We start from the raw sequence: 25,755 nt of genomic DNA, 5'->3' as shown, positions 1-25,755 counted from the left end.
ACCTAATCCCTGCTGAAGATGTTATGGAAGGAACCGTACCTTACCATACTCTCTTATTCCTGGCGTTTAAAATGATTGCACAGCGTCTGAATCGCGTTCTCCGCCATAACAGTCTTGCCGTATTCAGCCAGAACAGCCTGAGTGACCGGAGAGGAATCTCCGAATTCAGCGAGCACACCTACCAGCCCTGACAGTGCAGCCTCTTCAAACTCCTTCGGATCGAAGTAGAGGTACCATTTATCATTATAAGAATACAGTTGTCCTTGAGAAGTAATATTGCCGATTAGCACATGAGCCGCTTCCACCAGAACCTCGAAGTCGCGGAACGCATATACAATGGAGTCGCTTTGTTCAAGAGTAACTTCCATTTCGTAAATCTCTTCAGGCAATTCATCTTCCCCGGCCCCACCGTACTGATGGTGATCATATTTCCCCCGGGTCACAATAACGACCATGCCTTGCGCGGGCAATGCGAACACTTCCACGGCAAGCGGACCCGTAGCGTCAAAACCAAGCTCGCTGTATGCCTGATCCATCATTTCCGTAAAAAGGTCGTGCACCTTGGGAACCTCCTGCCACATATCTTCCTTCTGGATGCCCCGCTCGCTCAGGTCGTCAAAAGTGAGGAAAATCCGTATCTTATCTTGACTTAATCGCTCTATTCTCATGACAGGATCCTCCTTTTGCAAGCTCATTTAATATTAATGTATGATGAGTCCCGAGTAATGAGCCAAAAATGGTTACTATATATGTATGTTATCATTTTGAAGCTACAAATGCACGTAAATAAATATAGATTCAGCCCAATTTGCTGCCCATTATATGTAAAGCCATATTAAAAAAGAATCACTTTAGCGATGCCGGCATCGCCAAAATGATTCTGCAGCGGTTAAATCCGGTTACAAACCCGGTATGGCGGTATGAGTATCTTTGAGAATCTGCTCGACTTCATGCTTCACATCAGGGTTGCTGCGGATGAAATCCTTCAGCATGTTCAGATTTGATTCTTTGGACTTTAACGGGGAGTCCTCTTTATGATCGCCGCCGGATGCATGAGAGCCTGAATGTTCATGGCTGCTGCCTGCTGCTGTGCTGCCGAAGCCGGTCATAGCCATCCCCATAATTTTGTCCTTCGCCTTGTCACCCGCATTGTAGGAAGAACCATTCGAGTGCAGTAAGGCAGACATCATGGCGCTGCGTTTTTTGGACATAATCATACTGGCGGCTGCACCAATCAGCACCCCGCACAGAAATGACGAAGTATTCATATCTCCAACCTCCTTGTATGGTAAAATCATGCTTAGTGTTCGCGGAAAGGTAGCCGCTCATACAGCCAAACAACAAGAAAGCGAGATGAAAAAAGTGGGTAAAGCAACAATAACGCTGCTCCTGGCGGCTTGTCTGCTGTCAGCTTGCAGCAACAGCGGAAATAAAGGCAGTCAGGCAGCGGAAAAGACGCCGCAGCCTGCGGCAGCAACAGCCGCCGCGGAGACAGCCGCATCTCCTGCACCTGAGGTAACAGCCTCAGCTGCACCTGAGGCCACTGCATCACCGGAGGCCACGCCTGCGGCAGCCAGCGATGCGCAGGTGCCGCTGCTGTATCATATGAACAAGAATTATGACATTGTCCCGAATGATCCGGCAACGAACAAGAAGGTAGTCCTGCTGACCTTCGACGACGGGCCGAAGGAAGCGGAATTAATCAATCCGCTGATGGATACGCTGGACAAACACAAGGCCAAGGCGATCTTCTTCGTCAACGGCTACCGGGTGAAGGAGCATCCCGAGCTGCTGGAGCTGATCCACAAACGGGGCGGCGTACTCGGCAATCATAGCTGGGATCACATTGTGCTGAAGGACAAGCCGGAAGCCGAAGTGAAGAAGCAGATTGAAGATGTTCAGAAGATCGTTAAGGAAATTACCGGTGAGACCCCTCACTTCTTCCGTCCGCCGCACGGTGCCGGAGGTGACGTAGGCAAAAAAATCGCTGCTGCAAACGGCATGCTCTATATGACCTGGTCCAATGGCTCCCTGGACTGGGAGATGAAAGCCAAGGATGCGGATAAGACCGGCAAGCTGGTCAGCAATGTTACCGGTCAGCTCCATTCCGGCAGCAATATCCTAATGCATGAGCTGCCTTGGACGGTAGAGGCGCTTGACACTCTGTTGACTACGCTGGAGGGCAAGGGCTACAGCTTTGTAGACCCGCGCAGCATTGAGCTGAAGATGCGCTAAGCACTGAATTCGTCAAGTGGAAACGGTGCCGTCCTTTTAAGGACGGTACCGTTTCAGCAAGAAATAGAAGGATAAGTTATCGTGTGAAACATATAAATTCTTATATTTCAAAAAAAACGGTTGTCCCGCAAAATGTGGGCAGCCGTTTTTTTTGTGTTAAGTATCTATCTGATTACTCCCTGAGATCCTGAATGCCGCCCTCCGCAGCGCAGGGTCAGCACATGCATCTCAGCCGGACTGCGCCAGCGCAGCGGCAGGTGCGCGGTACCGAATCCCCGGCTGATCAGCATCTTCAGCGGCGGGAGAGCCGTATTATAGCTCCGGGGGATCTCATACATCCCCGCATTATACTGGCGGTAGAACTCATCGGTATGCCGGTGCCCGATCAAGGGCAGCACAACCTGGCCTCCATGGGTATGCCCGGCCAGAATCAGGTCAGCCGGAACCTCCTGCTGCCGGGACAGCCAGAGCGGATCATGCACGAGGATGATCCGGAAGGCATCCGCATCCGCTTCAGCTACGGCGGGCAGAGGCCCGTAGGCCTTTTTGCCGCCTTGCCTCGGGAAGTCCACCCCAGTAAGAATAAACTGCTCACCGTCCCGCTCAATGACGCAGTTCTCATCCACCAGCAGCCTGGCTCCGCTTCCCCGGATGATGTTATCCACCAGTGTAATGTTCGCCCGGTAATCATGATTGCCGTGAACGGCATACACAGGCGCAATGGAGGCGGCCAGTGTCATATTCTCCAGCAGACGTTCTATGGATGCGCCCTTCTCCGTCATATCACCGCCCAAGAAAACTGCGTCCACCTTCCCCCGCATCGGGCTCAGCATTGCCTCCGGCAGACGGCGGCGGTGAATATCCGTAATGAGCAGTATCCGGTAGCCGTCGAACACGGCAGGAAGCCGTTCCAGTACAATATCCTGATGATTCAACCGTTTCTTGAAGGCAGCAGCAACCATCAGGAGGCCCATACCCCCTGCTCCCACAAGACACACACCAAGCAGAATCAGGAGCACCGCAGTCAACTCCATAGGCTATCCAGATCCGGTGCCCCGTTAATTCCCCACCACAGGAGGAAGCCGAGCAGCATCAGAAATACGACAATCAGCGAATTGATGAACATTTTGCTGAAGCGGATTCGTTCTGACGGATAGCTCTCTGCACGTGATGGAGTCTGCTCCCCTTCCTGCTGTGCCGCCTCACGCTCCGGCCTTCCGGCGGCCCTGCGTCCGGATAAGCGTTCCTTTCTGGACAGTGTCCCTGCCACCGGTACCGGACTTCCCGCACGCTCTTCTGCTGCCACGGAAGCCGGCTGACGCTTGCCTGCTCTGGCCGGAGGCTGTTGTTCTCTCTTCTGCTGTTTCTGGCGGGACCTTACCCGGCTTAATTGTTCTGTCATGATACCCTCCTGTAACGAATAACCATACCGGAGAACAAATCTATAAGGAAATGGCACAATATAGGTGCCCACAGACTGCCCGAATGGATGTAAATAAGCCCAAGACCATAGCTGCTGAGGAAGACCCAGCCCGTTGGAATCCAGTGCCGCAGATAACGGACATGAATAACGGCAAACAGTATACTTGTCCAGTACGGCCCAAGGGAATGCTGGATCGCTCCGCGGAAGAGCAGCTCCTCACACACCGCAACCACCGCAGAAATGACCACAATATGCCACAGCGGCCGTTTGCCGAATAACAGCTCGTTGATTCCCCCGTCATCCATGCTGTCTTCAGGAACAATATGGGTTAGCAGGAAATCCACAGCGAGCATAATAACTGCCAGGCCAAGTCCCCAGTACACGAAATGTACACTATCCGGAAAATTTAATATGTGAATAGGATTTCTTTTCTGTAATAATATCCATATCAAACCGATAAATAAGGTAAGGCCCTGAGTAATGTACAGATTAATGAGTAACAGCTTGTCTGTTAACTGCTGTGGATCGGCCTTTTTAATTTTGATGTCACCCAATTTGAATTTTTTCATTATAACCTGCCTGTTCTATAAATGTTTTTACATAAGTTAATTTACCTATACGAAGGAGCACCTAATCATGAACAGCCGTACCTCCCGCACTCAAATGATGTACACACTAGGTTTTTTGTTTTTTCTAATATCCGCATTCGCTTCATTTTTCACGGGAGTCAAGGTTGGAGCTGACAAGACAGAAGCCAAGTATTCACAGCTGAAGGACCACCCAAGCGCCCAGGAATTCTCCGGCTCCTACCAGCAGCAGGATCTTGTCACCTTTTATCATAACGTATTTTTGCCCTACCGGGAATTCAAGCGCAATTGGAACGAACAGCTGGACGGTCTTGCCCGCAGCACGGATGCCCGCCAGAACGCGGCAACGCTGAAGAATCTGAGTATTCTGGCGGACAAGCAGTATGATAAGGTTACCCAGGATTCGCTCTTCACTAATTCACCGATGCTCTATGAATCTCAGCTCAATATTCTTAAGAGTCTCACACTCTTCTCCCAAGCCTCCGGCAAGGTGACGGCGGGTGCTTCCGGCGCAGAAGCCGCCAAAATGCTGAGAAGCGACAACTTCACAACCAGTGCCGTGAGATTCGGGCTGCTGGCCCAGAAGAACTTCTATGATTCCATGCTGAAATGGGGGTCGAAGACCCATTCGTCCATTCCGCAGCAGTCCGGCGAGCTGAAGACAATCTCTTTCATTCAGTGGAAAAAAATGCCGCTCTTGCTCAAGAACGCTTCCATCGCCGATATGATGCTGAACCGCGGCATCTATGCCGGATATGATCCGCAGGATATCACTGCCAAGATTGATGATATGATCTACTCCGGGACCGCCAGCTCGCTGAAGCTGAATAATGTTCAGTCCTCCGTCACTCTGCTCATCTCCACCGGTGCGGTGCAGGAGCAGGACTTCATCAAGTGGCGGGAACAATATTACGGCAAGGAGATCATGCCGCAGCTCCCTTTCTTCTACGAGTAAGACCAGTTATTGCATCATAACGAAAATTACGGCCCACTTCAAGGCGGACCCGCTCAGAAGAATCCTATTGACACACTTGGCATCACCATGTTACATTATGACAAATTAATCAAGCAAAACCGATGATGGAACAAAGATTACTTGCAGTCTTCAGAGAGCCGGTGGGTGGTGAGAACCGGTGACGGACATTAATCTTTAGCGCTCCTGAGATATTGTATTGAACACAAGAGTAGATACAATCGGATCACTCCGTTACCAGTGTGGCCTTTGCAGGCCAATGAGGCTGCCTCTTAACCGTCGCAGTGAATTAGGGTGGTACCACGACAACTCTCGTCCCTTACTACGGCAGTAGTATGGGGTTGGGAGTTTTTTTATTGCCATATCCCTAAGAATCTGGTACCTCTGCATGCTGTTTCTTTTATGCGACAGCGCGTTACCCTGGTGTCAATATGCTCTTTAGGCTCTCGTAAGTTCTGGTACTGCGGATTGCCTTACCCGGTGATCCTTGGCATATACAATAGCTTTCCCATTTGAAGGAGGACAAGAGACCATGTTTAAAGTATTAGTATCGGACCCGATCAGCGATCTGGGCATTCAGCAATTGATGGACGCAAGCGATGTGACTGTAGACAAGAAAACAGGACTAAGTGAAGATGAGCTAGTTGCAATCATTGGCGAATATGACGGCTTACTCGTTCGCAGCCAGACTACTGTAACGGACAAAATTATCGCAGCCGGTACTAATCTCAAGGTTATCGGCCGGGCCGGAGTCGGCGTGGACAACATCAAGCTGGAGTCCGCCACGCAGCGCGGTGTAGTTGTTATCAACGCTCCGGACGGCAACACCATTACGACCTGTGAACATGCTTTTGCCATGATGATGGCCTTGGCCCGTCATATTCCTCAAGCCTATGCGAAGACCATTTCCGGTGTATGGGACAGAAAGACCTTCCTCGGCGTCGAGCTGCGCGGCAAGACACTGGGCGTACTCGGCATGGGCCGGATCGGCAGCGAGGTGGCCAAGCGCGCCAAAGCCTTCGGCATGAGCATCCTGGCCTATGACCCGTTCCTGACGGCTGACCGTGCAGAGAAAATGGAAGTGAAGCTGGCTTCGGTAGACGACATTGTGCGCGGGGCAGACTTCATCACGGTTCACACACCGCTCACACCGGAGACCCGCCACATGATCTCCCGTCCGCAATTTGAAGTCATGAAAAAAGGCATGCGTATCATCAACTGTGCCCGCGGCGGTGTTATCGATGAAATGGCGCTCGTAGAAGCGATTGACAGCGGCATTGTGGCCGGCGCTGCATTCGACGTGTTCGAGAAGGAGCCGCCTGAAGCAGACCACCCGTTCCTTACAAATCCGAAGATTATCGTGACCCCGCATCTGGGTGCTTCGACGATTGAAGCCCAGGAGAACGTGGCGATCGATGTATCGGAGCAGGTCCTCCATATCCTGCGCAACGAACCGTTCATCAACGCGGTGAACATTCCGCCGGTTGCACCTAGCGTGATGAACAAGCTGCAGCCGTACTTCACCCTCGGCGAGAAGCTGGGCAGCTTCGCTACTCAGATTACAGACGGGGCGATCCGCGAGATCCATGTGGAGTATGCCGGTGATCTCTCGGATGTGGATACCCAGCCGCTTACCCGTTATGTCGTCAAAGGTGTGCTCACCCGCCACTTCGCCGGAGATGTGAACATCGTCAACTCGATGCATCTGGCGAAGACCCGTGACGTGAACGTAGTGGTGACCAAGGCTTCCAAAACCAAAGGCTTCACCAATCTCATCACGGTAACACTCAAGGCTGAGCATGATGAAGAGCGTCTGGTTGCCGGTACCCTGCTGCAGGGCTACGGCGAACGTATCGTTAAGGTCAACAAGTTCCCGGTCGATATTGCTCCTGAAGGCCATCAGCTGGTCATCTCGCATAACGATAAGCCGGGTATCATCGGACTCGTCGGTACTCTGCTTGGCGAGAACGGCGTCAATATCGCATCCATGCAGGTTGGCCGTACCATCATCGGCGGAGCCGCCATCATGCTCCTGACCGTTGATAAGGGTGTGCCGAAGGAGGTCCTGGTGAAGCTGGCCGGACTGCCGGAGATCAACACCGCTGAGGAGATCATTCTGCTCTAATTCTTATTTCTTCACAATAAAACACTCTTCGGGAGTGCAGGCCCCAGGCTGCGCACTTCCAAAGAGTGTTTTTGCATTCTGACTATGAAATTTGGTAGGCCGGCACCTGCCGGCCGTCGGTGTCCGTAAAGCCATATTTCCGTGCCAGGTCCCCTACCTTCTGTGGAACACCCGTCATGGATATCACTTCAGGATCAGCAGCAAGCGCTGCAACTGCCCGTCCGATATAGGCTGTTGATTCGGTGGTCCTCAGCCCCTCCTCCTCCTGCCAGTGTTCTTCATCTGTACCGAAGCTGTCCAGGACCAGCTCGGTCCGCATCCAGCCGGGAGAGACGGGGATCACTGCGATGCCGTCCGCAGCCACTTCTAGGGATAATCCGTAGGCCATGCGCACCAGCGCATTTTTGGACAGATCATAATAGAAGTTTCCGGTGTATTTATACTCATCCCAGAAGGTCGTATGAACGATTAATTTACCCGCCCCCGTTCCTTCGCTGCGCATTAGAGGTATAGCATAATAATTGGTCATTAACTGTGCCCGGACCCCGGCAGTGAACATATGATCCCAATGCTGCACCGGCTGCTCCCAGAACGGTTCATTCCCGATAGCGAGACTATTGCCGCCCCAGACGTTATTGACCAGAATATCCAGTCTGCCCTGCTCTGTGCTAATCTGCCGGATTACAGCTTCTGTCTCGCTATCATTCGTATGATCACAGCGGATCACGGCTCCGTCCCCGCCTAACCGGCGGATCTCAGCCAGCACCCCTTCAAGCGTTCTTGCGTGTGCCTGCGGCATACCGGCATTCCTGCCTGTAGTGTATACATAGGCGCCAGCCTTCGCCAGCTCCAGCGCAATGCCTCTGCCTGCCCCCCTGCTCCCTCCTGTTACCAATGCCACTTTCCCTTGCAAATTAGTCATTTGATCCGCTCCCTTTCGTCTATCATGCCCGGATTAGAAGATCATTTGCGTTAATCCGTACTCTTGTCTAATATATACCTTATACATGACAACCATTGACATATATAAATAATACATTTTAGGGAGGCAGCTGAATGAGAGCGGATCGCCTGATCACTATTGTTCAACTTTTACAGAGCCGCGGGAAAATCAGCTCCAAAGAGCTGGCACAAACGCTGGAGGTATCCGAACGCACGATCTTCCGGGATATGGAGGCGCTCAGCTTCTCCGGCATTCCTGTGCTGGCGGAGCGCGGCCGGGAAGGCGGCTGGAAGCTGGCGGAAGGCTACCGGAATTCGCTGAGCGGAATGAACACCAAGGAGATTGCCGCGCTGCTGGTGCCCGCTGATCCGGCGATTCTGCGCGCTCTGGGCATTCAGGAGGAATTCTCCTCGGCCGCCCGCAAGCTGCAGGCCGCTGCTACCAGGCAGCCCCTAACCCCCTTCAGCTTCCTCAGCCAGCGGATTCACATCGACGGAGCCGGGTGGCATTCCTCCGGGGAGACCTATCCCTGCCTACCCGCTTTGCAGGAAGCCTTATGGGAGAACCTCAGGGTGAGCATCACCTATCTGCGCGGGGAGGACGCTGCCGAGCGGCTGGTTGCACCGCTGGGACTGGTAGTCAAGCGCGGCGTCTGGTACTTGGTCGCGGGGCATGACAGCGAGCTGCGGACCTACCGGGTCTCCAGAATCACTGAGGCCAAAGTCACAAATGAGTCTTTTGAGCAGCCTGAGGATTTCGTCCTGTCTGAGTACTGGGAGACCTCCACCGCCGCGTTCAAGTCTGCCTTGCCCCGGTATCCCGCCAGCCTGCTTGTCAGGGACCACACGATGAAGGAGCTGCAGCGGGAACGATACGTCGCCCTGTTGCACCAGGAGCCTTCTGAGGCCCCTGGCTGGATCAGGGCCGAGGCCGAGTTCAACACGCCGGAGTCTGCGTGCCGGATCATCTTGTCCTTGGGTCAAGGCATCAAAGTGACCGCACCGCCTGAGCTTGCAGATACGGTTGCTTCGGCTCTGCGGGAAGCGGCAGCATTATACGATTTTTAATAATAGACCAAATGCACTAGTATCCCCTATAATATTACAATACACATTATTCTTTATAGGGGGACTTTACATTATGGACTGGATGAACAAGCTGCCGTTGAAACAAAAAATCGTCACCGGATGTTACTTGGTGGCCGCTTTATTCGCTGTCCCTGTCTTAATCACGCTAATCCTGATGGACAGGCTGCTCGTCGGCATTATTCTTGTCGCCGTCCTGGCAGCGCTGACATACCCGCTCGCGCGCTTCATTGAGAGAACGCTTACATCTTCATTTGAGGATATCTCCAATGTGACGCACACGATTGCCAAAGGCGACTTCACCAGCCGTGCCGACGAGAATGGCTCCATGGGCGACATTAGCCGCTCCTTCAACACCATGATTGACAAGCTCAAAAAAATCCTCACCGATGCCTCACAGATTACCCGTCAGGTTATGGACGCCAGCCGCGGGATTGAAGACAAGAATCAGAACCTGAAGTTTGTAATGGCTCAGGTGGCCTCCTCCTCCAATGAACTGGCTCTAGGTGCTAACGAAATCTCGGTGGATATCGCTGATATGACCGAATCGATCAAGGATATCGAAATCAAGGTCTCCAATTATACGAATTCCACCAAGGAAATGAATAGAAGGTCTGTACATACGCTGGAATTGGTAGAACAGGGACGGCAATCGGTGGATACCCAAGCCGAAGGCATGCGCAAGAACATCCAGGCTACCCAGAAGGTGGCGGATACGATTGAAGCCCTATCGCAGAACGCACGCGGCATTACGATGATAACCAAGACGATTACCGAAATTGCCGAACAGACTAATCTGCTGTCGCTCAATGCCTCTATTGAAGCTGCCCGCGCAGGCGAGCATGGCCGGGGATTCGCAGTTGTTGCCCAGGAGGTCCGTAAGCTGGCCGAGGAATCCACCGCTTCCACCAAAGAGGTGTTCGGACTGGTCCGCAGCATTGAAGCGGATATCAAGCAGGCCATCGATAATATCGCCATTAACGAAGAGGTAGTTCAGGTACAGAATGAGATGATAACAGAAACGGCTAACATCTTTGCTCAAATTGTGCATAGTGTCCAATACATAACCGAGCAGATCGCTTCCTTCTCCGCAGAGAGTGACCTTATGCTGGAGAGCGCACTCAAGATCTCCGGGGCAATCGAGAATATCTCAGCCATTACCCAGGAGACCGCCGCAGGGACCGAAGAGGTATCCGCAGCGATGAACGAACAGATTCACGCGCTGCAATCCGTGGCTGAGGAGACAGAGAAGATGACCTCCGCAGTCTTCAACCTGCAAAAAACAATTCATATTTTCAAATTCTAGCTCCGGCACAATGAGACACGCGCCTGCGGAAATACTGCGGGTGGTGTCTCTTTTTCTATGCAAAAATCAGATTGTTATGTAATATTCACAAATTGTTGAAATTGTGCATAAGGGTAAAAAATGTGTTTTGCACTTCTTTACTATAGTCGTTCTATTGTCATAGCTTGTCTATAAGTCAACAGCTCACATATCCGTTACTTAAGTCCTATCATTTAATTTTGCAATGCTGTATATCTAGCGAATTCTTAACATTTTGCAGTACCTCAGGATTGTAATGAGTCTTTGTGCTTACTCTCCATAATAAGGGCCCGAAATTTTCATTTGCATTTTAAGACTTTAGTCTTCCAGGGACAACCATTTTCAAAAGTTTGAAATTCCAAATATTTAGCCATTTCAACTCCTGAATATTCGCCAAATTCCGAGTTTCTTCTCACTGGGGTTATTGACAAAAGAGGAGCTAGGAATATATTGTAAAGGAAAATTCTCCAAAGATTGATTTATAACCGCATACCGGCAAAATTCACCGAAAGGGAATGACGCAAAGCCATGGATCTACAGTCTCATTTCTGAAGTGGGATCATGACAGCCAGGTTGCTGAAAAACTGTGAACGCCTTAGGTTTCGCGTTTGATTATGGTGATTCGTGCAACAGACCTGTGCTCCAATATTGAGTACAGGTTTTCTATTGCTGACTTATACAAATAACAACATGCGGGGTGGATGTTCTGAAGACAGTTGCAGATTATATGGCGGAAGCATTGCACAATCTGGGAGTCACTCATTCTTTTGGAATCATAGGCAAATCTATTTGCCCCATCGCTTTGAAAATGGTTGACTACGGCATAGAGTTCATCCCCGGCCGGCACGAATCCAGCTCCGGCTTCGCCGCTGGCGGTTATGCTCTGAAGACCGGCAGCCTCGGGGTAGCCTTCGGCACTTCCGGTCCGGGCGGAACGAATCTGCTCACCGCTGCAGCGCATGCCAAGGCCAATAATCTTCCCGTCCTCTTCATCACCGGCCATCAGTCCATCAAGGAGCTGGGCATTCCCCAATGCCAGGATTCCACTTCTTATCTGGCTGATTTGGCGGATATGTTCCGGCCGGCCACCCTCTTCAGCAAGCTTGTTGAACGCGGCGATCACTTCAGCACGATTTTCAACCATGCCCTATCCATCGCCCTCGGTGACCGGAAAGGTCCGGTCCATCTCTGCATTCCGTTTGATGTGCAGACAGAGCGGCTCGCGGAATGCCGGATTGTTCTGCCGGAGCGCGAGGGACTAGTCAGTTATCAGAACTATGACCGGGTCATCTCGGCGATTAATCAATCCGTCAGCCCTCTGATCATTGCCGGTAAAGGCGTCAACCGCTCCGGGGCCCATCAGGAACTGGTGCAGCTGGCCGAAACCTTCAACATTCCTGTAGTCACCTCTCCAGGCGGCAAAGGCGCCATAGCTTATGATCACCCGCTCTACCACGGTCCTGTCGGCGTCGGCGGCTCCCCGCACGGCGATGAATTGCTGAACAACAGCGACCTGTTCATTGTTCTGGGCTCCCGTCTCAGCGATATGACTATCTGTAACCTGAAGCCGGAGAATCATCCGCAGCAGCTGATCCAGTTCGATGTAGATCCAACCTTTGTCGGCAAAATACTCACCTCATCCACCATCGCTGTCGGCGGAGACTTAAGGGACAACCTGGCACTGTATCTTCAGAAGCTGGACCCCTCTGCGGTCACCAAGCATGAAATTAATATTTCCAATGATTACAATGACGAGCTGCCCGTGCTGGCGGGACTATCTCTGGCTTCGGTAATGAGCACGATGAGCGAACAAATCCCCTACAACAGCAGCGTGTTCGTAGATGACGGCAGCCATGGGTTCAATGCTGTGAAATGGTTCAATGTCCGCAGGCCCGGCAGCTTCATATTTGATGCCTACTTTGCCTGCATGGGCAATTCAATTGGCATGGCCATCGGCGCCAAGACTGCCTCTCCCGGAGAGACCGTCTTCTGTATAACCGGTGACGGCTGTTTTATGATGCTCGGTGCTGAAATAAACACGGCCGTTTGCAAGGATATTCCGGTGATTTTCATCGTGGTGAACAATATGCAGCTGGATATGGCGCTCAAGGGCATGGAGAAAACGACCGGCCGGATTGACGGTACGATCTTCGAGGTTCCGATGGATGCTGTGAAATTCGCCGAATCATTGGGAGCAGCCGGCTTCCGCTGTGAGACGCAGGAGGAGTTCGCCGCCGCAATCCGCGAGGCTATCGCGCTTAACAAGACCTCTGTCATTGAGCTGCTGACTGACCGTGATGAGATGCCTCCCACGGCTCACCGCACGCTGGATCTTACGTAAGGAAGCCGTATTCGCACACATTTTCTAACCTACTGTCAGGAGGTCAAAAGCATGAAGCAGAACATGAACAGCGGACTCGATCATTTCACTGATCTCTCAGGAGATTACGGGGCCAAAGCCCTGGCTCCGATCAAAGAGCATTTCCCGGAATTAGCCGAGTATATCATGGGCAACGCCTATGGTGATATTTTTCAGCGGACCACAATTGGCTCTGACTGGAAAGAGATCGCGGTGATCTCGTCTCTGATTACGATGGGGCAATATGAGCAGTTAGGGGTTCATTATGTAATGGCGCTCCGCGTTGGCATGACCATCGAGCAGATCAAGGGGGTGCTGCTGCATCTAACTCCTTGCGTCGGTGCCCCCCGGGTGATTTCAGCCTTTAATGTGCTGCTGGATACCCTGGAGGAGATCAAAGAAAAATCTTCATAAATCTACAATTTTCGACTTTTGATTGCACATTTCAGTATGATCTGGTTATAATGAAGGCAAAATATCCCAAATCCAATTGCGATTTTGTCGAATAGAGTCGCAGAAATGAGGTTTTGGAGGTATTACAAATTACACTTAGGGAGAGATCAACATGGGACAATTTATTTTGAAGACAGACACTGCGAAGAAAGTAATCAATATTGAGCTGGAGGGAACTTTTTCTAACGAGGACGGGCTCAAATCTATACAGGCTTACCAGCAGACCATTAACCCGATCAGCCCTGCTGAATATGCATTAGAGATCGACTGCCGCAAGTTGAATGTAACGGCTCCTGATGTTGTACCGCTGCTTGAAGGCTGCTTCATCATGTTCAAGGCTGACGGCTTCCAGAAAGTGAGTCTTACCCTTGAAAATAACCCGATCCTCAAAATGCAGCTGGCACGTCTGGGCCGCAAAGCCGGACTTGAGAACCTAGAGATCACTTCAACCGTACAAGCTTAACAATTACAATTTAAACTAAAATCCGCAGCATGAAACGCACATATTCATTCATTGTTCTGGCTGCTAACGCCGGAAGAGAGTTTTGTAAGAAGCAGATTCGTGAGAAGTATAGCTAACAAAACTTTAGGAGGTCTGTACTATGGCGGGGATTCGCATTAAGGACATTGATATCTACCATCCAGACAAAAGAATCGGCAATGAGTTTTTCATTCAGCATTTTGATGACAAAGGTATTGATATCCGCGGACTGCTGGCTACTCTGGGCCGTGAAAACCGCTACAGCATCGACAGCCCGGATGAGAACTCCCTGACAATGGCTTTTGAAGCCGCAAGTAATGTTCTGGAGAAGACCGGTCTTACCGGCCCTGACATTGACCTGATCGCTTATGCAAGCCAGACCCCTGAATATATATTTCCTACGAACTCATTGATGATTCACCGCCTGATTAACGGGGCTTCGCATACCATCTGTATTGACAGCAATGCCAACTGTGCCGGAATGACCGCCTCCGTTGAGCAGGTCAGCCGCCAGATGATGGCGAACCCGAGAATCCGCCGCGCTCTGGTCATCGGCTCTGATTACGTGGCGCCTCATGCGGACAAGAATGATCCGGTATATTACGCGAACTTCGGTGATGCCGCTGCGGCGGTCATTCTGGAGCGCGATGAGCATTCGGTCGGCTTCATTGACTCTATCTACCAGACAGACACCTGTGTGTACGGCAACTCTCTGTTCCCGGCAGAAGGCCTGGCTAAGCTCGGACGCACCGGTGTTGCCGCAGGAGAGTTCAATGTGAAGTTCATTCCGTTCGATGATTCCATCTGCGTGGACGCTGCTTCCGAATCGATTAACATTCTGCTGAGCAACAACGGGATTGCCCCTGAATCGGTTAAGGCCGCCTGCTTCTCACAGCTGTCTCTTCCGAACATCCAGGCTGTCTCCGGCAAAACCGGCATTAACCCTGAGGCCGCAGTCTACATAGGCGATGAGTTCGGCTATACCTCGACCAGCAGCCCGTTCATCGCCCTTCACAAAGCCGTCACTACCGGGCAGCTTGAACGCGGAGACAAGGTCCTGTTCTGGACCGTTGGCGCCGGATGGCAGAATGTCGCATTTGTAATGGAGTACTAATCATACTGTTCATATTGTTCCAGCGTAAAAAAACGGCCCGCAGCAGAGTCTCTGCCTACGGGCCGTTTTTGTTCTTATATTTAAAGTCTGCCTTCGTGCTTGCTCTCATGCTTCTCCCAGCCCATCGTACGCGACACAGCATCCTGCCAGGCGCCGTATCTGCGTTCCCGCTCTTCAGGCTCCATCTGCGGCGAGAATACCTTCTCAGCGGTGTTGAAGCTCTCCAGCTGCTCACGGGTCCATACCCCGGAGGTGAGTCCGGCGAGCAGCGCAGCACCAAGTGCCGTAGTCTCGGCATAGGTTGTACGTGTCACCTCGCTGCCCAGAATATCGGCCTGGAACTGCATTAGCAGATTGTTGCGCACCGCCCCCCCGTCCACTCTCAGGCCGGTGAGCGGCATGCCGGCGTCCTTCTGCATGGCATCGATGACATCACGGGACTGGAAGGCCAGGGATTCCAGCGTCGCCCTTACCAGGTGGGCAGAGGTGGTGCCCCGCGTCAAGCCGAATATGGCGCCACGCGCATACATATCCCAGTAAGGCGCACCCAGTCCGGTAAAGGCCGGTACCACCACAACCCCTTCACTCTCATCCACTTCGCTGGCCTTCTCTTCCGAGTCAGCGGGCGCAACAATCAGCCCCAGCCCCTCTTGCAGCCACTGTACAGCCGCTCCAGCTACGAACACACTGCCCTCCAGAGCATAATAGAGATCATCGCCCATGCCCCAGGCTACCGTGGTCAACAGGCCGTGACTGGATGCCACAGCTTCAGTGCCAGTATTCATGAGGATGAAGCAGCCTGTTCCATAGGTATTCTTGGCACTGCCGGCTTCCAGGCAGGTATGGCCAAAGAGTGCTGCCTGCTGATCTCCCAGCACCGACCGGATAGGAATCTCCAGACCGAACCACTGCTGGTTACAGAACCCGAAATCTCCGCCCGACATCCTCACCTCCGGCAGAATGGACGGCGGAATACGCAGCATGTCCATCAGCTCTTCATCCCACTGACGCTCATGCAGGTTATACATCATCGTTCTTGAAGCATTAGTAACGTCTGTAGCGTGAACAGCGCCTCCGGTCAGCTTCCAGATCAGCCAGGTGTCTATTGTCCCTGCCAGGAGCTCTCCCTTGGCTGCCCGGTCTCTTGCTCCCGGTACATGATCCAGAATCCACGCCAGCTTAGTCGCCGAGAAATACGCGTCAATGACCAGCCCCGTCTTGTCCGCAATGACTCCGGCCATCCCGCGTGACTTCAGCTCCTCACATTGATCTGCTGTCCGCCGGTCCTGCCAGACAATTGCCGGATAGATCGGCTCGCCTGTAATTTTATCCCAGATGAGTGCCGTCTCCCGCTGGTTGGTAATGCCGATAGCCGTTATGTGATCAGCCGGTTCGGAGCTTGCTGCAATGGCATCTCTGGCTGCTGCAAGCTGACTCTCCCAGATCTGCTCCGGGTCATGCTCAACCCAGCCCGGGCGGGGAAAGGATTGCTTGATCTCATATTGCCCCTGCGAGATCACTTCCGCCTCTGCATCAAAGAGAATTGCCCGTGAGCTGGTAGTACCTTGGTCCAAGGATAAGATCATAATGCCCAGCCTCCTGCAAGCCTTAGCTTGAAATATATGTTTCACGATGAACAATATTAATGTGGTGATTTCAACAAAAAGCACCTCTGCTCTCAGAGGCGCTGTCATGCATGGTCTTGGTTTACTGTTTTTCGACAGGAAGCCGCAGGGTAAATGTGGTGCCTTCTCCTAGCTTGCTGGAGGCATAAATACTGCCGTGATGCGATTCGACGATATTCTTCACGATCGCCAGCCCCAGCCCCGTACCGCCCGATTCTCCGCGCAGGCGGGCTTTATCTGCTTTGTAGAAGCGTTCGAAGATAAACGGCAGATCCTCGGGATTGATTCCGGCCCCCTGGTCTCTGATCGCGATCTCCACCAGACTTCTGCCTTCCAGTATTACTGTGCCTGCCAGAATGGAGATTCTCCGGTCAGCCGGAGTATGGCGGAAGGCATTATCCAGCAGATTGGTCAGCACCTGCTCCAGCTTGTCTTCATCGGCAGCCCCCAGCAGCAGTTTCTGCTCCGGCCGCTTCAGTTCAAGCATAATATCCCGCTCCTTGGCTCTGACGGAGAATTTGCGGTACACCCGCTCCAGCAATTCTCCCACATCGACCTGAGCTTTAAGCATATCCGTATGCCCTGCTTCCATTCGTGCCAAGTCCAGCAGATCCTTCACCAGACGGCCCATACGCAAGGATTCATCATGAATAACCTGAACCAGCTCACTGCTCTCCTCCGGTGAGGAGGCCATTCCGTCCAGCAGCGCTTCACTATAGCCCTGCATCATCGAGAGCGGGGTGCGGATCTCATGGGATACATTCGCCACGAAATCACGCCGCATCTTCTCCAGTCGCACCTCTTCCGTCACATCACGCAGAACAGCAACGGCGCCGCGCAGATGATCTTCGGAATAGAGCGGTGCCATGTGCACCGACCATACCCCCTGCCGGACATGGACATTGGAGCGCTGATCGCCCCCGTTCTCAAGGGTGCTGAGGAATAATGGACGCAGCGGCGGCGGGACCTCGCTGGAAGCAGAGGCCTTCGGAACAGGTCCGTTATCCTCTTCCTCCTCCCAGGCAAGATCACTCCACGTTTCGAGGAGGGTCTGGCCATGCGGATTGGTGAGGATGATCCGGCCTTCGATATCGAAGGTAATCACCGCATCGCTCATACTGCGCAGGACACTGGATAAATGCCCTTTTTCATTATTCAGACTGCGTATATTCTCTTCCAGCTCTTCTGCCATGTGGTTAAACGATGTGGCGAGCTGGCCGATCTCATCGCTCGTGACCAGGGTCAGTCTTGTTCCATATTCGCCGCGGCGGATGTCATTCGCTGCCTCAATAACCTGCTGCATCGGCTGAGTGATCTTCGTGAACAGGAACAGGGCAAAGAAGGTGGTCAGCGAGAACCCAATCATGCACGTATACATGAACAAGCGCTTGATTGCCCCGGAATTGGTGAAATTACTGTCGATGTAAGGCAGCAGGAACAGCCCGAGTGTAATGAGCACGACAGCAACCAGAAAGATAATCGTGATCCACAGCTTACCGACTAGGCTTCTCCAGAAGTTCACTTATTTAGGCACCTCAAGCTTATAGCCTACTCCCCACACCGTTGTAATCATCGCTGCCGATTCCGGGGATACCTTATTCAGTTTTTCACGGAGACGCTTGACATGGGTGTCCACGGTGCGCAGATCTCCGAAGAACTCGTAATTCCATACATCCTTCAGCAGTTCCTCACGCGAGAATACCTTGTCCGGTGAGATCGCCAGATAATGCAGCAGCTCGTATTCCTTGGGCGTCAGACTTACCTCTTGGCCCCCTGCGCTTACGCGGTGTGCATCATGCTCAATAATCAGGAACGGGAACACGATATTGTTGCTTGAATTACTCTCTTTGGACAAAAATGCTGTTGCGGAAGAACGGCGCATAATCGCCTTGACCCGGTAGATCACCTCGCGCGGGCTAAATGGCTTGACGACATAATCGTCTGCCCCCATCTCAAAGCCCTGAACCCGGTTGATCTCCTCGCCCTTAGCGGTAAGCATCAGGACCGGTGTGGATTTCACGCCTCTCAGCCTGGTCAGCACTTCTATCCCGTCAATACCCGGCAGCATCACATCCAGCAGAATCAGACCGTAGTCATTGGCGGTTGCTTTGCGCAGGGCGATTTCACCGTCCTCTGCCTCATCAATCTCATAGCCTTCTTTTTCAAGATACATTTTGAGCAGGCGGCGGATGCGTTCTTCGTCATCCACTACCAGAATTCTATTCAAGTGCTCAGCCATTTACACAACAACCCCTTCATCAATTACAGTAGAACGTCACCTTGGATCATACGCATGCCCGAAAGAAGCCTGAGCTTATCAGTCCGTTCCCGCATATGAATGAAGTCCGGCGATAACCAGGTTAACACCGACCAGGGTAAACATTACGATTAGAAAGCCGAGTACAGCGAGCCAAGCGGATTTGCGTCCCTGCCATCCGCGGGCCAGCCGCAAATGGAGATACGCACTGTAGAACAGCCAAGTGACGAGTGCCCAGACTTCCTTGGGGTCCCATCCCCAGAATCTGCCCCAAGCCACCTCAGCCCATATCATTGCAAAAATCAAAGCCCCCAGTGTGAAAATCGGGAACCCGATGGCGATTGCCCTGTAGGTAATCTCATCCAGGTCATTCTCGTCGATTCCATCAAGCACCGGATGAAGGGCCTTCCCAAGCGGCTTACGCACGGCCAGCCGAAGAATGCCATACAGTATCAGTCCGGATAGCAGTGACCAGATCACAGTGTTGAACTTGCGCCCTGCATTGACACCATTCATCCAGGAAGGCGCTTGAAACAAAGGCTTCTGAAGCCCAAGAAACGGCTGGAAGCTCTCAATTTCGCTATGGTACGGTGCCACAATCGGCGGCATTTTATAACTCACTTTCTCTATTGTACTATCTTCCTGCCCGGGGCTGTCAATCGTAACGTTCGAACGGACAAAAACAGATTCATAGCCCGCGCCGCGAAAGGCAAATACCGATCCAAGAAATCCAATTATAACAATGATCGAGAACAGAGTAAATTCGACCAGCCGCTGCTGCTTACGGTCACTGCGTTCCTTGCTGTCAAATTTCACTGTCCGCAGCAGATACATAAGTCCGGCAGCAAAGCCCACCGCGAAGAAGGACTCCCCGAGGGCTGCCAGCGTGACATGAATATTCAGATAGATCGATTTGAGTGAAGGAATAAGCGGCTGCACTTCCTGCGGAAATACCGCTGCATAGGCCATCACAACTATGGAGATCGGAACCGCGAATACCCCGAGAATTATCTTGCGGTAGATGGCAAAGATCACCGTAAAGGCAACCATCACCATCATCGATAGGAAGGTCATGAACTCATACATATTGCTGACCGGAATATGACCGGCCCCCATCCAGCGGGTAACGAAGTAGGCCAGATGGCAGATCAGCCCGAGTGAAGAGGTGATAAAAGCAATCCGCCCCCACCGTGCCGTATGCTCCTCCGGCTTCCTGCCCGACCATTTGCGGCCCATAATGGCAATGGTGAACAACATGAAGGCACCGCTGTATAAAAGAAATGCGGCTATAAAGACGTCACTGCTGAAATCGAGCAAGCTCATGCCATGCCTCCTCCGTTGTCCAATGATTTGTCATCGACTGTCATGTCTATCTGCTCCAGAATAGAAACGAGCTCACGGCGGAAGCCGAACCAGTTCTTGTTGGTATGGCCTCCAAGCACCAGCTGTCCGCCCTCAACGATCAGCCAAATGCGTCTGTGCTGCCAATAGAAGCCGAGAATCAGCCCCAGCATGACAATACCCGCACCAATCCAGACAAACGGCATTGCCCGGTCTACACGGATATTGAGATAGGTGGTGGATTCCGAGAAATCCACATCCGTCATACTGCCCACCTCAAGCTCCAGAAACCGTGTGCCGCCTCCAAGCTTGTCATTGATGGCCGACTGCTGGAAGCGCTCCTTGTCGACCTGCTTCGGGAAATAGAAATATTGCTGCCCCTCTGCCGGCAGATCCGGACCACGGATCAGGAAGAGAAACGCCGGAGCGTTCGGATAAGGGGAGGTAGAGACCGGACGGCCTTCCTCATTCAATCCGAAATCCATATACTTCTCCTTCAGCTCAAGGGTGTAGGGTCCCGCCTTGAAGCTGCGCTGCGGATTCTTCATATCCAGTCTGAACTTGCCGTAGCTCTCACCGGTTGAAGCATTGACGAGATCAGGCTGCACGGAACGCAGCACAGGCGTAAGATCATAGTCGAACTGATACGCTTTCATTCCTTGGTAGCTCAGCGGAGAATTCACCTGAATGTCGTGCCGGGCAACTTCCGCAAGCTGAGGCTCCTTGGAGGGATCGCTGCAATCCGCCGTACATTCATATAGAACCGCCTTAGTCTCGTAAAGCTTAGGGAGAACCTTCTTGCCCCGGAATTCCTCGGGCATCTCTTCTTCACTATAGAATTCTACTGTGAACTTCTCATTCTTCAGGTACATGCTGGTGTCCGGTATCCGTACTGCCTCTCCCTGCGGGAAGGCAAGATGCTGATCCATATTGAGACCCGGCAATCCTCTGGCGAGCACAGCAAGCAAAAATATAATCAGGCCAATATGTATTACATAAGGTCCCCAGCGGCTGAAACGGTGTTTCTCGGCCAGTAATGCCCCTCCCTCCGTCCGCACGCGGTATCCTTTCTTCTTAAGCGGCTGAACGATCCGTGCCACCCATTCCTCCGGCTCCCCCTCCACCTCTGTAATCAGCGTAAGCTTTTGACGGGTAAGGAACTGGCGGTGCTTGCGGACCTTCTGCCGGGTTAGCGCCTTGTAGAGCGGAAGCACGCGGTCCAGGCTGCAGATGACCAGAGAAGCTCCGATCATGACCAGCAGTGTCACGAACCACCAGGATTCATAGGTATGCGAAAGGCCGAGTCTATAATATATATTCCCGGCTGTTCCATACGTTTGTTCATAATAGGTTGAAGCGTCAATATTCAGAAAGGTGCTTTCTTGCGGAAAAATCGTACCGAGCATCGCACCGAGCAGTGTCAGCACAATCAGGTAGATGGCAATTTTGACTGAGGAAAAAAAGTTCCAGACCTTATCGATCACTCCCGGACTTACCCGTTGTGAACGGCGGGCTACCCCATCGTAGCGCATCTCCAGGTTCCCCGAGGCGTTCTCTTCCTTCTCATCCAGCGGCTTGCCGCAGGCTTCACAGAGAACCGTTCCTACCGGATTCTGGTGACCGCATTCACATTTGGTGTTGCTGATCAGCGGCTCACGCTTATTCATGGTTCCACCAGCTTCCCGATTTGCTCGTCAAGCGAGCTCAGATCCAGCTGGCCGATATGAATGCTGTCCACCCTGCCCTTTGTATTAATGAAGAAGGTGGTGGGCAGCGGGGAGACCCCGTAGCTGCGGACCGCGTCGCGTCCCTTATCCATCACAACCGGAAAATCAATATCCACGAGCTTCACGAAATTGTCCACCGTCATCTGATCCTCGCCCACATTCACGCCCAAGACTACAACACCCTGGTCCTTCCATTTCTCCCACTGTGCCTGGAGTGCAGGCATTTCCTTCACGCATGGTGCGCACCAGGAGCCCCAGAAGTTCAGCACAACCGACTTCCCTCTGAATTCCTCCAGCGTATGGGTCGCACCGTCCAGCCCAAGCAATTCAAAATTAGGCGCTTTCCCGCCTTCTTGCGGCTTGCCGTCCCCCCCGAACACAGAGGAGCTGATAGCATAACCCCCAAGCAGTACGATTAGAAATAGTATCACGATTTGGATTGGCTTCCTGGCTTTGCCCATACAGGGGTACCCCCTTCTGTGACGCAACTCATTACTTTAGTTGTAAGGTGTGAACATCCTATGAACATTATAACGAATATTGTCACAGTTTTAGGAGGGGAAATTGTGAACTTTATGTGTCTTTACGTGTCTGATTATCCCGAAGCATTCCCGCTTTGGCAATTTGCTGCAGATGATTGATCTCATCCTTGGTCAAATGGCGGTAGGAGCCGCGTTTGAGATTCTGGAGCAGGATATCCCCGAAGGAAATCCGCTTCAGCCGGATAACCGGATGTGATACGGCCTCGAACATCCGCCGGACCTGGCGGTTGCGGCCTTCATGGATGGTGATGCTGATTACCGCTTCCTTATTGGCTTCATCGATATCCTTGTATTCAACTTCCGCCGGAGCGGTCATGCCGTCCTCCAGCTTAATGCCGGCCTTCAGCTTGTCCAGCGCTGTGCCGTGCGGCACACCCTTGACCGTGGCCAGATACGTCTTCGGCACATGATGCTTCGGATGCGTGAGCAGGTTGGCAAACTCACCGTCATTCGTCAGCAGCAGCAGCCCTTCGGTATCGTAGTCCAAGCGGCCTACAGGGTATACGCGCTCTGTGATTCCTTTCAGGTAATCCGTTACTACCTTGCGGCCCTTGTCATCCGAGGCGCTTGTAATTACACCTTTGGGCTTGTTGAACATAATATAGATTTTATTCTCGCCCCGGATCAGTCTGCCCGAGACTTTAATAATATCGGTTGCGGGGTCCGCCTTCGTGCCAAGCGTAGTTACGAGTTCCCCGTTGACTTCCACTTTACCGGCCAAAATCATTTCTTCACATTTGCGTCTGGACGCAACACCTGCTTGCGCCAAAATTTTCTGTAATCTTTCCATTTTCGACTACTCACCTCAGGTTAATGATAACCATCAGAGGCATAAATCACAAGGTCATTCCACGGAAAAAATGCGCCGGGGCAAGTTTCGCTATGCGGCTCCACCGTAAGCGGCGACATTTGATAGCGCCCGGACAGCTCCAGTATAAGCTTCCCTGCCGCGAACAGCTGCTGCTGGCGCTCCGCCAGCTGGGGCAATTGCTCCGCCTCCCCATAGTTGCCCTCAAGGCATATATGAATATGCTCCGGGTCTGTCAGCAGCGGAGCCGCATAGACCGAGCCGTTCAGTCCGACCCAGAAGTCAAAGCCTTTGCCGTTAATAGACGGACAGCGGGAATGATGCAGAATAAAGCCTTTGTATTCCACCCTTGTCGTCCTCCCTCCGTATTGCTGAAATAGCATATGAAGTGGGGGGGCGGGCGGTGAGAAATGTTTGTTAAAATGTTTGGGGAGCGGGGTGGGAGCGGGGCCAAAGAGAATAAAAGCGTTGACTAATCGTAACCCCGAGGAATGTTTGGACTTCCGGCCACTGTTAAAGTTGGATTTCCTTGATTAGACTGCCCTGCGGCAGTAGAAATCCAACTTTAAAGGCGGACGCTAGCGCTCCTCCAGTTCCAAAATTCCTCTCCGTTACTCCGTCTACGCACGGGCAAACCTAATAACAATCAGTCCTCACCTCCCGGAAGGGGGGGAGGACTGTAGGGAAGACGCGGGACGAGCAAGCGGCTGCGGGGCAGCGCTTGGGAATCACAACCACTGGCGGCAGGTTGCCAGGGAAGTGATCAGGTGCATTTATACCCTTCATTTGCTCATCCGGCTAACTTTTGCTGAAATCAAGTGCATTAATACCCTTCATTCGCTCATCCGGCCAACTTTTGCTGAAATCAGGTGTACTTATACTCTTCATTCGCTCTCTCCTGAAGGCAACAATTGGATAAACGTATCGTAATTTATGAGTTTCGGGGATATTGGCTGAAACAGGTGGAAAAAGGGCATTTAATTTGTTTAATTTCAACACTTTGGCGAGAATGCGTATAATTAAGCGGCATTTTTCCAACTGTTGTCTTCACAGCGCTCATTCGTCTAGCAGCAGGTGGAGGAAATCCATCTATCAATCTACTGCTACCCGAACACCAGCAGACAAACGGCAATGGCAGCTATAAAGCCGACAACGTCCGAGAACAGGCCCACCTTCAGGGCATAGCGGCCGTTGCGGATGCCTACGGCGCCGAAATACACAGTAAGCACATACAGGGTGGTGTCTGTGCTGCCCTGTATAGTAGAAGCAATCATACCGATGAGAGAGTCCGGGCCGTGGACGCGGATCAGGTCTGTGGTATAGGCAAGTGATCCAGTGCCCGTCAGCGGGCGCAGGAGACCGAGCGGAAGCACCTCTGACGGAATGCCCAGCCCCTGCAGCAGAGGGCTTACAAAGCCCATGAGGAAGTCCAGCGCGCCGGACGCGCGGAACACACTGATCGCCACCAGCATACCGACCAGATGGGGGATAATTGCAATGGCGGTGCCGAACCCGTCCTTCGCACCCTCCACGAAAGATTCATAGACCGGAACCTTACGCGTGAAGGCATACAGCGGAATAAAGGTAACCATCACCGGAATCGCCCAGGCAGAGATCAGACTGATCAGTTGTAACACGGACGGTCACCCTTTCACCGAAGATTGTGGGAGTGCCCCGCTCCCGTTCGCCGGGCCTGTCCCGGTGTTGAGGACCGGCGGCGGTCCGGGCGGCCTGCGGAGCAGAGTCAGGCGGCGGAACAGCCTGTCCGCAGCAATCGCCGCCAGGGTCGCCACCGCCGTCGCCGCCAGAGTGGTTCCGACTATGGCCGCCGGGTCCGCGGATCCGTAATTCAGCCGGATCGCAATCAGGGTCGCCGGAATCAGGGTGATGCTGGCGGTATTCAGCGCAAGCAGGGTACACATGGCCGGCGTTGCGGTCTCCTTATCCGGGTTCAGTGTCTGCAGCTCCTGCATCGCCTTAATGCCCATCGGAGTGGCCGCATTCCCCAGACCCAGCAGGTTGGCGCTCATATTGGAGAGAATGTAGCCGATGGCGGGGTGCCCTTTGGGCACATCCGGGAACAGAAAGGAGACTACCGGACCCAGCACTCTGGAGATTTTCTTCAGCAGGTCGGCATCCTCCGCAATCCGCATAATGCCCAGCCAGAACACCAGCACACTGATCAGCCCGAAGCTGACAGTCACCCCGCTCTTCGCACCATCGAATACAGCGGCGGTGAATTCATTCATCCTTCCGTTAACTGCCGCAAAGCCAAACCCGATCAGAATCATCCCCAGCCAGATTCCATTTAACATGGGTATCCCCTCCCCCGCTTCATTTTTTATACTCTATC

Annotated in this window: 25 protein-coding genes, 1 riboswitch and 1 other annotated feature; of the genes, 9 read left to right on the top strand and 16 right to left on the bottom strand. The window is 52.5% G+C overall.

All coding sequences use genetic code 11. The features are described from left to right. Positions 1 to 53: 53 nt before the first annotated feature. Together NST04_RS15405 and NST04_RS15400 are read right to left on the bottom strand one after the other, a co-directional pair. Positions 54 to 668 (bottom strand): genetic competence negative regulator, encoded by a 615-nt coding sequence (locus NST04_RS15405; RefSeq protein WP_036698160.1) that lies wholly within the window; start codon positions 666 to 668, stop codon positions 54 to 56. Positions 669 to 899: 231 nt separating this feature from the next. Beyond that, on the bottom strand, positions 900 to 1,268 hold the full coding sequence (locus NST04_RS15400; protein ID WP_341184951.1) for a hypothetical protein: 369 nt from the start codon (positions 1,266 to 1,268) through the stop codon (positions 900 to 902). Positions 1,269 to 1,362: 94 nt separating this feature from the next. Between NST04_RS15400 and NST04_RS15395 the strand changes: the two genes are divergently transcribed. Further along, positions 1,363 to 2,235 carry a polysaccharide deacetylase family protein gene (locus NST04_RS15395; protein ID WP_445667921.1) on the top strand — a complete coding sequence of 291 codons (873 nt, stop codon included), beginning with the start codon at positions 1,363 to 1,365 and terminating at the stop codon, positions 2,233 to 2,235. Between the two features lie 164 nt (positions 2,236 to 2,399). On the opposite strand, the gene NST04_RS15390 is transcribed toward NST04_RS15395, so the two are convergent. The 3 genes from NST04_RS15390 to NST04_RS15380 are packed head-to-tail and all read right to left on the bottom strand — an operon-like array spanning position 2,400 to position 4,227. Beyond that, positions 2,400 to 3,269, bottom strand: a complete 870-nt coding sequence (locus tag NST04_RS15390) for a metallophosphoesterase (protein WP_341184949.1) — start codon at positions 3,267 to 3,269, stop codon at positions 2,400 to 2,402. Further along, the gene (locus NST04_RS15385; protein ID WP_341184948.1) at positions 3,260 to 3,637 is read right to left on the bottom strand and encodes a hypothetical protein; all 378 of its coding nucleotides are present in this window, start codon (positions 3,635 to 3,637) and stop codon (positions 3,260 to 3,262) included. Before NST04_RS15385 ends, NST04_RS15390 begins: the two co-directional genes overlap by 10 nt. After that, positions 3,634 to 4,227, bottom strand: a complete 594-nt coding sequence (locus NST04_RS15380) for a CPBP family intramembrane glutamic endopeptidase (protein WP_036698166.1) — start codon at positions 4,225 to 4,227, stop codon at positions 3,634 to 3,636. The genes NST04_RS15385 and NST04_RS15380 overlap by 4 nt, the downstream gene beginning before the upstream one ends. Positions 4,228 to 4,294: 67 nt before the next feature. On the opposite strand from NST04_RS15380, the gene NST04_RS15375 reads away from it, so the two are divergent. After that, positions 4,295 to 5,200 carry a hypothetical protein gene (locus tag NST04_RS15375; protein ID WP_341184947.1) on the top strand — a complete coding sequence of 302 codons (906 nt, stop codon included), beginning with the start codon at positions 4,295 to 4,297 and terminating at the stop codon, positions 5,198 to 5,200. 113 nt (positions 5,201 to 5,313) lie between these two features. Beyond that, positions 5,314 to 5,541: a binding site (T-box leader), on the top strand. A 209-nt stretch (positions 5,542 to 5,750) separates the two neighbouring features. Beyond that, complete coding sequence (serA, locus tag NST04_RS15370; protein ID WP_341184946.1) at positions 5,751 to 7,343, top strand: phosphoglycerate dehydrogenase; 1,593 nt, start codon at positions 5,751 to 5,753, stop codon at positions 7,341 to 7,343. Between the two features lie 82 nt (positions 7,344 to 7,425). Here serA and NST04_RS15365 read toward each other — a convergent pair whose 3' ends face one another. Next, positions 7,426 to 8,265 carry an SDR family NAD(P)-dependent oxidoreductase gene (locus NST04_RS15365; RefSeq protein WP_341184945.1) on the bottom strand — a complete coding sequence of 280 codons (840 nt, stop codon included), beginning with the start codon at positions 8,263 to 8,265 and terminating at the stop codon, positions 7,426 to 7,428. Between the two features lie 134 nt (positions 8,266 to 8,399). Here NST04_RS15365 and NST04_RS15360 point away from each other — a divergent pair, with 134 nt between their 5' ends. The 6 genes from NST04_RS15360 to NST04_RS15335 all read left to right on the top strand — a co-directional run bounded on the left by NST04_RS15360 (position 8,400) and on the right by NST04_RS15335 (position 15,102). Beyond that, positions 8,400 to 9,353: a helix-turn-helix transcriptional regulator gene (locus tag NST04_RS15360; protein ID WP_341184944.1), complete on the top strand. Its 954-nt coding sequence runs from the start codon at positions 8,400 to 8,402 to the stop codon at positions 9,351 to 9,353. Positions 9,354 to 9,426: 73 nt separating this feature from the next. After that, entirely contained in the window at positions 9,427 to 10,677 is a 1,251-nt protein-coding gene (locus NST04_RS15355) for a methyl-accepting chemotaxis protein (RefSeq protein ID WP_341184943.1), read from the top strand. Between the two features lie 502 nt (positions 10,678 to 11,179). After that, a riboswitch (cyclic di-GMP riboswitch) is annotated at positions 11,180 to 11,276 on the top strand. A 116-nt stretch (positions 11,277 to 11,392) separates the two neighbouring features. Continuing rightward, the gene (locus NST04_RS15350; protein ID WP_341184942.1) at positions 11,393 to 13,036 is read left to right on the top strand and encodes a thiamine pyrophosphate-binding protein; all 1,644 of its coding nucleotides are present in this window, start codon (positions 11,393 to 11,395) and stop codon (positions 13,034 to 13,036) included. A gap of 51 nt (positions 13,037 to 13,087) precedes the next feature. Continuing rightward, on the top strand, positions 13,088 to 13,468 hold the full coding sequence (locus NST04_RS15345; RefSeq protein ID WP_341184941.1) for a carboxymuconolactone decarboxylase family protein: 381 nt from the start codon (positions 13,088 to 13,090) through the stop codon (positions 13,466 to 13,468). A 151-nt stretch (positions 13,469 to 13,619) separates the two neighbouring features. Next, complete coding sequence (locus NST04_RS15340) at positions 13,620 to 13,970, top strand: hypothetical protein (RefSeq protein WP_036727352.1); 351 nt, start codon at positions 13,620 to 13,622, stop codon at positions 13,968 to 13,970. 139 nt (positions 13,971 to 14,109) lie between these two features. Then, positions 14,110 to 15,102: a 3-oxoacyl-[acyl-carrier-protein] synthase III C-terminal domain-containing protein gene (locus NST04_RS15335; RefSeq protein ID WP_341184940.1), complete on the top strand. Its 993-nt coding sequence runs from the start codon at positions 14,110 to 14,112 to the stop codon at positions 15,100 to 15,102. A gap of 80 nt (positions 15,103 to 15,182) precedes the next feature. On the opposite strand, the gene glpK is transcribed toward NST04_RS15335, so the two are convergent. The 10 genes from glpK to NST04_RS15285 all read right to left on the bottom strand — a co-directional run bounded on the left by glpK (position 15,183) and on the right by NST04_RS15285 (position 25,717). After that, the gene (gene glpK / locus NST04_RS15330; RefSeq protein ID WP_341184939.1) at positions 15,183 to 16,688 is read right to left on the bottom strand and encodes a glycerol kinase GlpK; all 1,506 of its coding nucleotides are present in this window, start codon (positions 16,686 to 16,688) and stop codon (positions 15,183 to 15,185) included. Between the two features lie 121 nt (positions 16,689 to 16,809). Beyond that, positions 16,810 to 18,249, bottom strand: coding sequence for a HAMP domain-containing sensor histidine kinase (locus NST04_RS15325; RefSeq protein ID WP_341184938.1), 1,440 nt, complete (start codon positions 18,247 to 18,249; stop codon positions 16,810 to 16,812). Next, complete coding sequence (locus tag NST04_RS15320) at positions 18,250 to 18,966, bottom strand: response regulator transcription factor (RefSeq protein ID WP_036727360.1); 717 nt, start codon at positions 18,964 to 18,966, stop codon at positions 18,250 to 18,252. A 78-nt stretch (positions 18,967 to 19,044) separates the two neighbouring features. After that, positions 19,045 to 20,307, bottom strand: a complete 1,263-nt coding sequence (gene ccsA / locus NST04_RS15315; RefSeq protein ID WP_341184937.1) for a cytochrome c biogenesis protein CcsA — start codon at positions 20,305 to 20,307, stop codon at positions 19,045 to 19,047. Continuing rightward, positions 20,304 to 21,992: a cytochrome c biogenesis protein ResB gene (resB, locus tag NST04_RS15310; RefSeq protein WP_341184936.1), complete on the bottom strand. Its 1,689-nt coding sequence runs from the start codon at positions 21,990 to 21,992 to the stop codon at positions 20,304 to 20,306. Before resB ends, ccsA begins: the two co-directional genes overlap by 4 nt. After that, complete coding sequence (gene resA, locus NST04_RS15305; protein ID WP_341184935.1) at positions 21,989 to 22,513, bottom strand: thiol-disulfide oxidoreductase ResA; 525 nt, start codon at positions 22,511 to 22,513, stop codon at positions 21,989 to 21,991. The genes resB and resA overlap by 4 nt, the downstream gene beginning before the upstream one ends. A gap of 112 nt (positions 22,514 to 22,625) precedes the next feature. Beyond that, positions 22,626 to 23,384: a pseudouridine synthase gene (locus NST04_RS15300; protein ID WP_036727368.1), complete on the bottom strand. Its 759-nt coding sequence runs from the start codon at positions 23,382 to 23,384 to the stop codon at positions 22,626 to 22,628. Positions 23,385 to 23,404: 20 nt separating this feature from the next. After that, positions 23,405 to 23,749, bottom strand: coding sequence for an N-acetylmuramoyl-L-alanine amidase (locus NST04_RS15295; protein WP_341184934.1), 345 nt, complete (start codon positions 23,747 to 23,749; stop codon positions 23,405 to 23,407). A 756-nt stretch (positions 23,750 to 24,505) separates the two neighbouring features. Beyond that, a complete protein-coding gene (locus NST04_RS15290) occupies positions 24,506 to 25,039 on the bottom strand; it encodes a spore maturation protein (protein ID WP_341184933.1) in 534 nt (177 codons plus the stop codon). 6 nt (positions 25,040 to 25,045) lie between these two features. Then, positions 25,046 to 25,717 carry a nucleoside recognition domain-containing protein gene (locus NST04_RS15285; protein WP_076162260.1) on the bottom strand — a complete coding sequence of 224 codons (672 nt, stop codon included), beginning with the start codon at positions 25,715 to 25,717 and terminating at the stop codon, positions 25,046 to 25,048. Positions 25,718 to 25,755 lie beyond the last annotated feature (38 nt).

The organism is Paenibacillus sp. FSL H7-0756 (assembly GCF_038006765.1).
In the GTDB taxonomy this organism is placed as follows: domain Bacteria; phylum Bacillota; class Bacilli; order Paenibacillales; family Paenibacillaceae; genus Paenibacillus_AQ.
The sequence above is the reverse complement of the archived record's forward strand: the minus strand, read 5'-3'. Positions and strand labels throughout refer to the sequence as shown.

Coding starts and splice junctions, on each gene's coding strand:
- NST04_RS15405 (WP_036698160.1), bottom strand. CDS start 668: ATGAGAATAGAGCGATTAAGTCAAGATAAGATACGGATTTTCCTCACT.
- NST04_RS15400 (WP_341184951.1), bottom strand. CDS start 1,268: ATGAATACTTCGTCATTTCTGTGCGGGGTGCTGATTGGTGCAGCCGCC.
- NST04_RS15390 (WP_341184949.1), bottom strand. CDS start 3,269: ATGGAGTTGACTGCGGTGCTCCTGATTCTGCTTGGTGTGTGTCTTGTG.
- NST04_RS15385 (WP_341184948.1), bottom strand. CDS start 3,637: ATGACAGAACAATTAAGCCGGGTAAGGTCCCGCCAGAAACAGCAGAAG.
- NST04_RS15380 (WP_036698166.1), bottom strand. CDS start 4,227: ATGAAAAAATTCAAATTGGGTGACATCAAAATTAAAAAGGCCGATCCA.
- NST04_RS15375 (WP_341184947.1), top strand. CDS start 4,295: ATGAACAGCCGTACCTCCCGCACTCAAATGATGTACACACTAGGTTTT.
- serA (WP_341184946.1), top strand. CDS start 5,751: ATGTTTAAAGTATTAGTATCGGACCCGATCAGCGATCTGGGCATTCAG.
- NST04_RS15365 (WP_341184945.1), bottom strand. CDS start 8,265: ATGACTAATTTGCAAGGGAAAGTGGCATTGGTAACAGGAGGGAGCAGG.
- NST04_RS15360 (WP_341184944.1), top strand. CDS start 8,400: ATGAGAGCGGATCGCCTGATCACTATTGTTCAACTTTTACAGAGCCGC.
- NST04_RS15355 (WP_341184943.1), top strand. CDS start 9,427: ATGGACTGGATGAACAAGCTGCCGTTGAAACAAAAAATCGTCACCGGA.
- NST04_RS15345 (WP_341184941.1), top strand. CDS start 13,088: ATGAAGCAGAACATGAACAGCGGACTCGATCATTTCACTGATCTCTCA.
- NST04_RS15340 (WP_036727352.1), top strand. CDS start 13,620: ATGGGACAATTTATTTTGAAGACAGACACTGCGAAGAAAGTAATCAAT.
- NST04_RS15335 (WP_341184940.1), top strand. CDS start 14,110: ATGGCGGGGATTCGCATTAAGGACATTGATATCTACCATCCAGACAAA.
- glpK (WP_341184939.1), bottom strand. CDS start 16,688: ATGATCTTATCCTTGGACCAAGGTACTACCAGCTCACGGGCAATTCTC.
- NST04_RS15320 (WP_036727360.1), bottom strand. CDS start 18,966: ATGGCTGAGCACTTGAATAGAATTCTGGTAGTGGATGACGAAGAACGC.
- ccsA (WP_341184937.1), bottom strand. CDS start 20,307: ATGAGCTTGCTCGATTTCAGCAGTGACGTCTTTATAGCCGCATTTCTT.
- resB (WP_341184936.1), bottom strand. CDS start 21,992: ATGAATAAGCGTGAGCCGCTGATCAGCAACACCAAATGTGAATGCGGT.
- resA (WP_341184935.1), bottom strand. CDS start 22,513: ATGGGCAAAGCCAGGAAGCCAATCCAAATCGTGATACTATTTCTAATC.
- NST04_RS15300 (WP_036727368.1), bottom strand. CDS start 23,384: ATGGAAAGATTACAGAAAATTTTGGCGCAAGCAGGTGTTGCGTCCAGA.
- NST04_RS15285 (WP_076162260.1), bottom strand. CDS start 25,717: ATGTTAAATGGAATCTGGCTGGGGATGATTCTGATCGGGTTTGGCTTT.